This is a genomic window from Alistipes sp. CAG:29, from assembly GCF_000435435.1.
Taxonomy (GTDB): domain Bacteria; phylum Bacteroidota; class Bacteroidia; order Bacteroidales; family Rikenellaceae; genus Alistipes; species Alistipes onderdonkii.
The window spans coordinates 26,135-33,685 of the sequence record NZ_FR893426.1; the positions used below are offsets into that span (position 1 = coordinate 26,135).

The window sequence follows — 7,551 nt, forward strand, 5'->3', positions numbered from 1 at the left end:
AATGCCGTCCAGGTGGAAGCGGCCGATCGACTTGTTGTCGCGGGCCAGCGGACGTTCGCCCTGGCAGACGTTGATCTCGACCGAAGGCTGGTTATCTGCAGCCGTGGAGAAAGTCTCCGACTTGCGGGTCGGGATCGTGGTGTTGGCGTCGATGAGCTTGGTCATCACACCGCCCAGGGTCTCGATACCCAGCGACAGCGGCGTAACGTCGAGCAGCAGCACGTCCTTCACCTCGCCCGTGAGCACACCGCCCTGGATCGCGGCGCCTACGGCCACCACTTCGTCGGGGTTCACGCTCTTGTTGGGCGTGCGGCCGAAGAACTCCTCGACGATCTTCTGGATCGCGGGGATACGGGTCGAACCGCCGACGAGGATCACCTCGTTGATCTGCGAAGCGTCGAGGCCCGCGTCGCGCAAAGCAAGTTTGCAGGGCTCGATGGTCTTGCGGATCAGGTGGTCGCACAGCTGCTCGAACTTGGCACGCGTGAGCGACATAACGAGGTGCTGCGGAATGCCGTTGACGGGCATGATGTACGGCAGGTTGATCTCCGTGGAGGTCGAGGACGAAAGTTCGATCTTCGCCTTCTCGGCAGCTTCCTTCAGACGCTGCAAGGCCATCGGATCCTGGCGCAGGTCGATCTGGTGCTCGGCCTTGAACGCCTCGGCCATGTAGTCGATCAGCACGTGGTCGAAGTCGTCGCCGCCCAGGTGGGTATCGCCGTTGGTCGACTTCACTTCGAAGACGCCGTCGCCCAGCTCGAGGATCGAAATATCGAACGTACCGCCGCCGAGGTCATACACGGCGATCTTCATATCGCTGCTCTTCTTGTCCATACCGTAGGCCAGTGCGGCTGCGGTAGGCTCGTTGATGATACGGCGCACCTTCAGCCCGGCGATCTCGCCAGCCTCCTTCGTAGCCTGGCGCTGCGAGTCGGAGAAATAGGCGGGAACCGTGATGACGGCTTCCGTAACCTCCTGTCCGAGGTAGTCTTCGGCCGTTTTCTTCATCTTCTGCAGGATGATGGCCGAAATCTCCTGCGGCGTATACTGGCGGCCGTCGATGTCGACGCGCGGGGTGTTGTTGTCACCCTTGACGATCGAATAGGGGGCACGCTCTATATCGGCCGTAACCTGATCGTAGCGCTCGCCCATGAAACGCTTGATCGAAAAGACCGTACGCTTGGGGTTGGTGATGGCCTGACGCTTAGCCGGGTCACCCACCTTACGCTCGCCGTCCGCCGTGAAAGCCACCACAGACGGGGTCGTGCGGTGTCCCTCGGAGTTGGGAATAACCACGGGCTCGTTGCCCTCCATCACTGCTACGCAGGAGTTCGTAGTACCTAAGTCAATACCAATAATTTTTGCCATAATCGTATATAAGTTTAATGATATTTTTTACGTTGCCCTGTGCCCCGCCCCTTCGCCCTGCGGTTCCGGTGGCCGGTCACGCCAGTAGATCGAACAAAGGTTGTACCAAACGGCAATCCCTGCCAAATTGTCAGCATAATGACAGAATTTCCCCGTACGACCGTCCCGGCAACTGCGCCCAGGGTGTTATTTTGGCAGAAAGGCCGGGGAGGAACGGGAGGTGCAAAGCAGGAAGGCAAGCAACCGGGCAGCGGACGAAGGCATACGGCAGCGACACGGGCAATCAGCAGGGGCGTCGGACAAGGACGGGGAAAGGAACAGCCGGGAAAAGAAGGGCAGTCGGGGAAAGAAAGGGTTGCCGGAAAAACAAGGGGCGCCGGAAAAACAAGGGGCGCCGGAAAATAGAGCGAAAAAAACAGGCCTGCGTTTTCGCAGGCCCTACGACCCGGCCCGAAGGCCGGACTAACTCTTAACAACTATTTGTTCTGGTCGCCAAGGATACGCATTGCAACATCGAGGATCGTCGTGTCGTCCAGTGTAACGACTCCACCGTCCGGGCCCGGTTCGAAATGAACCCCCACGCACTCCTTAGCCTCGTGCTTGCCCCCGAAATAATTGCGGACGGTTTCTACGTCGAGTCCCAGTTCATCTGCAATGCGTTGCGAGCTGCCGCTGGGCAACCTGTCCTTGATACGGCGCAACTCGTTAAATGTGATAATCATATCCGTTGAATTTTAAGTTGAAGTTCTGCATCACTAAGTTAATACAATTTTGCGGAACTGCAAAATTTCTGCCTTAAAAAGTGAAATAAAAACGTAACAAGAACGGAACATAAATAAAACCGCCCCTTCTATTGCGAAAGGACGGTTTTTCCACACCGGGCAGCGAAGCCGGATCAATCTTCCGGTTCGATGTAAAGCTGGAAAATAAGGGGCGTGAACGACGGGATCTCGGTGGTGATGGTCGTCACGGTGGTACCCGTGCTGGAACTGTCGTAGCCGTAGCCGTACATGCTGTCGTAGTAACCGCCGTAGTAGTTGCCGTAATAGCCGCCGTAGTACCCCCCGTAGTAGCCGCCGCTGCCGTAGTAGCTATTGGCGTAATTGAGGTAGTTGAGATAATCGAGGTAACTCGACGAATAACCGCTCGACCCCGAAGTGGACGAACTCGACGAGCCGCTCTTGCCCGACGAACCGTAGGCGTTGGTCGACGTGGTGATGAGCTCCGCCCACTGACCGAACTTGAGGTTGGGAATGGTATAGTAGAACGCCTGGATCATCCCGCCGCTCGACGGGGTGTAGTCGAGCGCCGTGCCCTTTTGCGCGACCTCGCCGTAGATGATCTTCTTCACCTCGTCGATGTTCGTGTCGAAGATGAACCCGTCGAGGAAACGGCCGATATACCAGATTTTGGCCGTACCGTCGAGCGTCACCGAGTCGGCTTCGAGCGCCTTGACCCCCTCGTACTTCTGGTAATCGTCGCCCTCGCCGTGGAAACGCTTTTTGAGCGCCTCGGCGATCTGCATGTCGATGTCCCTGACCGAAGCCTCGCTGACATAGGGCTCGTAGCCTACGTGGTAGGGCGCAGGGAAGGAGAGCTGATCCCGGGGCTCGGCCGGGTTGTAGCGCACGTTGACGTAGACCTGGGGGATCGAGTCGCAGGCGCTGACCCAGCGCTTGGACGTCTCGTTGTAGGGGTGTTCGGGATCCTCGGGGTCTTCCGGCACCTCCGTGGCGGGCGTGTCGTCGTCGCCCTTGCTGTAAATCTGCAGGCCGCCGTTCAGTTCGCAGAAATCATCCACATCGGTACCCTCGCGTTCGAGCGGGTTGCTGACCGTGTCGCGGATCTCCATGGTCACGATGAACGGACGTTTGGAACTGAGCGAATAACCTTCCTGCCCCTCATATCCGCCCGTACCCTCGACGCCGTTGCCGACCACCGACGAAGGCATGTAGAGCCGGATTTTCGAGCCGTAGCGCAGCGTCACCTCGGGGGAGGTGATGCCCAGCCGGTCTTTGTTATTCCGGAAATAAGTATCGCCGAGCGTCAGCGTACGGCGCATGGCCAGCCACGTCCCTTCCATCAGTCCTGAGTTTTCCGAGCCGCAGTAGCGGTAGAAAGGCACATAGTGGGTATACTTGGAGAAAGACCCGGCCAGCACGGCATCGTCGGCATTGCGCGTGAGGATGATGTTGCCGCTCAAATCGCGCCCCGAAAAATCGAAAGACACCCAGATGTCCTCGGTGTTGATCGGATCGGACGCAAGGTCGCCCGCATCGAGCAGGTCGACATAGTACAGCCCTTCGGACTGGAGGTTCTCCACCAGGTCACTGCGGTGCTGGGTCATCCATGCCTCGAGCGCCTGGTTCTCGAATTTGTCGTAAGATTCCGTTTCGTCTTTCGCGCAGGACGTCAGCACCAGAAGGCCGGCGAGCGGCACGTACAGAAAACGAGCGATAAATTTCATATATTCGGTTTGTATTTTACTCAACTTTTAATTCGCCGGTTCCACAGGGGCGTCCGCGTCGACCGGATCCACTGCGTCCACCGTAAAAAACCAGGCTATGGGACTCTCATTCGGGATAAGGCCGAAATAATCGTCGCCATAGGCCATATTGTATGTCATATACACCTCGACGGCATCGCCCTCGCGGCAACCAAGTAACGCATCGGCCAGCCCTTTTATTATGTCAGGGTGCCGCATATCCACCGTCAGCGGCTCGAACTTCCACCACTCGGTATTGAGCCCCCGCCCTTCCAGAAAACTTTTCAGGGCGGCATCGTTCGTATAATAAGGTACGGTCCAGTTATTTTCCGAACCCGTCGTCACGATATTCGCATAGGTGAAGACATAGGCGCGGAAGGTAATCTTCACGGTCGAGGTCGGGGTTACCTCCGGCCAGTTGACCCGGTCGGGATTGTAGATATCGGTAATGTAGCGGTATACGGCATCGCCTGAAACCGTGTAGTAGGGCTGGTTGCTGCCCTCCTCCAGGTTCTCCTCGGCGACGAGCCGGGGGGCGTGCGTCCCGGTCAGGAAAGAGACTATCTTCTCCTTCTGCGCGGGCTGGATGTCTTCGTCGTCGGAACAGCCGGCCAGCGACACGAGCGCAGCGGATAGGCATATGATCAATAGTCTTTTCATCGTCGTATTATCGTGCAAATTTACAAAAACAATCCGATTTCAAAGCATGAAACGTAAAAAAAGCCCCGGTTAGCGTGCCGGGGACAAAAAAAAGACGGCTTCAGCCGTCATAAATCTCTTTCTGCAATCAGCGGTAATAGTCTTTCCGCGGGTTTTTAAGCCGCTGGAGCCGCCGTTGCTTCAGTACATAGATCCCTATTGCGACGGCGACGGCACCACAAACGATGCAGAGCAAGAGGATAATAAATCCAAGTGGGAGCGCCTCTTCCATTTAGCAAGCAAGTTTAACAAATATTACGGCGTATAAAAATACGATGCCGCAAATGTATAGCAAATAATCTGCCCTGCCAAATTGTGGGGGGGGGATTTTTTACACTTTTATTGATAAAAAAGCTTTTTCATAGGATTTTTAAGGCCATTCGCACCAAATCCTCGACCGAAACGGCCGGATTATCACGCATGATGCCGCGCAACGCCTTCTCGGCCGGAGCCTTAGCGAATCCCAGCATGACCAGCGCCGAAAGCGCCTCGTCAAGCGCCTCCCCGCCTGCGGACGGGATCGCCTGAGTATCGCCCTCGGCCAGTCCGGTGAGCTTGCCGCTCAGTTCGACGATGATTTTCTGGGCGGTTTTCAGCCCCAGACCCTTGACGTTTTTGAGCAGTACGGCATTGCCCGAGGTGATGATCCCCTGCAACTCGCGCGGCGAATAGGTCGAAAGAATCATACGCGCCGTATTGCCCCCCACGCCCGAAACGCTGATCAGATGGCGGAAGAATTCGCGTTCGACTTTCGTCGCGAAACCATACAGGATCTGGGCGTCTTCACGCACGATGTAGTGCACGTACAGACGGGCGTTTTGCGCATGTTCGACGGCCGAAAATGTTTCGAGCGAGATATGGAGGTAGTAACCGACACCTCCGGCGTCGATGACCGCATATGCCGGGGTCGCCTCGGCGACCGTTCCGCTGATGTATTCGTACATGAAATTCAAAATTTACAAGGCGTGGGGCAAAAATAAAGATTTTTTTTTACCTTTGTGATTCAAAAGCCGAATATTTAACTAAAACAGATAAAAAACGACATGAAAAAAATGCTTTTTACGGCGCTCGTTGCGGCTTGCGCCATGACAGCCTGCGGTACGAAGACCACCGAGACGGCCGCCGAGGAGGAGGTTGCCCGCGAAGTCGGATCAAGCGATATCGCTTATGTGCAGGTTGAAGCCGTACTGGCACAATGCGACCTTTTCCTGAATGAAGGCGCAGCCCTGCAGGAAAAGACCCAGAAAGCACAGAAAAGCTGGGCCCAGAAAGAGCAGAACCTGCAGGCCGAAGCCGCCCAGCTGCAGAAAAAATACCAGAAAGGGCTGATTACCACCAACGATGCACAGGCCCAGCAGCAGAGCATCGAAAAGCGTGTGGCTTCGTACCAGAGTTCCGCACAGAAAGAGGCCCAGGCGCTCGACGAAGAGAACTACGTGTTCACCAACCGTGCGCAGGATCTGTTGCACCGCGCCGTGCAGGAGATCAACGGCGACAAGAAATACAAGCTCATCATCAACGCCACGGCACTGATCGACGCCGATTCGACGCTCAACATCACGCCCGCCGTGCTTGCGAAGGTCAACGAGCTCTACGCAGCGGACAAGAAAGCCGTCAAGAAATAAGGGAGTGTGCGTTGCCCTCCCCGCCGAGCCGTCCCGATCCGGGGCGGCTTTTTTTTCGGGCGGCAGAGCAGGCAACATGCTGCGACGGGCGACGGCAGGCACACCAGGTAACGGGCGGTAGTACGCAGGCGGCGGGCAACCGGGAGACATAATCGGAGCGCAAAAGCGGAATGTCCGTAATTTTTTATACATTTGCAGGCAAACTAACAGCAACACACAAGCAATGGGTTTCGTTCCGTTCACATTCGTCGATTTCATAGACATCATCCTGGTCGCCGTGATCATGTACTGGATCTACCGCATGACCAAAGGTACCAACGCGCCCTATATCCTCTCGGGGATCATCGCCATCTACCTGCTGTGGGTGGTGGTGCGGACGCTCAACATGGAACTGCTGTCGACGATACTCGGACAGCTGATCTCGGTCGGGGCCATTGCGCTGATCATCGTATTCCAGCCCGAACTGCGGCGGTTTCTGCAGGTGATCGGGATGCGCCAGAAGCACTTCAACTTCATCACCCGCATCTTCTCGACGGGCGACGACACGGTGCAGACCAACGTCGTGCCGATCGTCACGGCCTGCCGCGAAATGTCGGAAACGAAAACCGGTGCGCTGATCGTCATCGGCCAGCAGAGCGACCTGCGGCTGATCGCCGAGGGCGGCATCGCCCTCGACGCCAAGGTTTCGACGTCGTTGTTAAAAAATATATTTTTCAAGAACGCCCCCCTGCACGACGGAGCCGTACTGATCGAAGGCGACCGCATCGTGGCCGCAAAGTGCATCCTGCCGGTGACGCAGAGCGACGTCCCGAAATCCTACGGCACCCGCCACCGCGCCGCGATCGGCATGAGCGAGATATCGGACGCCATCATCATCGTCGTTTCGGAGGAGACGGGCGGCATCTCGATCGCGCAGGGCGGGGAGCTCCGCCGCGACATCGACCCCGTGCGCCTGCAGCAGACCCTGCAACGCTACCTGACGATCAACACCCGCAAACGCTCGAAAAAAGAGGTGGCCGAGTAAGGCCGGAGCCGGGGAGGGGCAGCAGAGCCTCAAAAACAGCGGCAAAGCCGACGGAAGATATACAAACCCGGTCGGATTACCCGGCCAATATCCGGCAAGCGACGACAAAGCCCGGCTGCGGCGACCAAATAACGGTAGGTAACCGGATAACGGCAGGCAGATGACGCTGACGGGAAACAGCGACCGGAAAACAGCAACCGGACGGCACGGCAAAAATCCCGGCAGGCTCAAAACGAAGGTACAGGGTCTGCGCTCGGTTCCGCCTCTATTCGAGACGCAACATTCACATGATAAAGATTAAAACCATGATTTTTCCGGCACAGACATCCCGCCTCGTACTGCGCGCATGG

7 protein-coding genes are annotated in these 7,551 nt (G+C 56.8%); 2 read left to right on the top strand and 5 right to left on the bottom strand.

Annotated elements, in window-relative coordinates; genetic code table 11:
- From dnaK to ruvA, 5 genes are all read right to left on the bottom strand, one after another.
- A partial coding sequence (gene dnaK / locus QVP03_RS03845; RefSeq protein WP_288210627.1) for a molecular chaperone DnaK occupies window positions 1-1,368 on the bottom strand: 1,368 nt, incomplete at its 3' end.
- Window positions 1,369-1,844: 476 nt separating this feature from the next.
- Entirely contained in the window at window positions 1,845-2,090 is a 246-nt protein-coding gene (locus QVP03_RS03850) for a hypothetical protein (protein WP_018697335.1), read from the bottom strand.
- Between the two features lie 173 nt (window positions 2,091-2,263).
- A complete protein-coding gene (locus QVP03_RS03855; RefSeq protein WP_018696917.1) occupies window positions 2,264-3,835 on the bottom strand; it encodes an FKBP-type peptidyl-prolyl cis-trans isomerase in 1,572 nt (523 codons plus the stop codon).
- Between the two features lie 27 nt (window positions 3,836-3,862).
- Window positions 3,863-4,513, bottom strand: coding sequence for an FKBP-type peptidyl-prolyl cis-trans isomerase (locus tag QVP03_RS03860; RefSeq protein ID WP_022332280.1), 651 nt, complete (start codon window positions 4,511-4,513; stop codon window positions 3,863-3,865).
- 398 nt (window positions 4,514-4,911) lie between these two features.
- Window positions 4,912-5,496 (bottom strand): Holliday junction branch migration protein RuvA, encoded by a 585-nt coding sequence (gene ruvA / locus QVP03_RS03865; RefSeq protein WP_022332282.1) that lies wholly within the window; start codon window positions 5,494-5,496, stop codon window positions 4,912-4,914.
- Between the two features lie 99 nt (window positions 5,497-5,595).
- Here ruvA and QVP03_RS03870 point away from each other — a divergent pair, with 99 nt between their 5' ends.
- Together QVP03_RS03870 and cdaA are read left to right on the top strand one after the other, a co-directional pair.
- On the top strand, window positions 5,596-6,177 hold the full coding sequence (locus tag QVP03_RS03870; RefSeq protein ID WP_022332283.1) for an OmpH family outer membrane protein: 582 nt from the start codon (window positions 5,596-5,598) through the stop codon (window positions 6,175-6,177).
- Window positions 6,178-6,400: 223 nt separating this feature from the next.
- Window positions 6,401-7,201 (top strand): diadenylate cyclase CdaA, encoded by an 801-nt coding sequence (gene cdaA / locus QVP03_RS03875; protein ID WP_022332284.1) that lies wholly within the window; start codon window positions 6,401-6,403, stop codon window positions 7,199-7,201.
- Window positions 7,202-7,551: the final 350 nt, after the last annotated feature.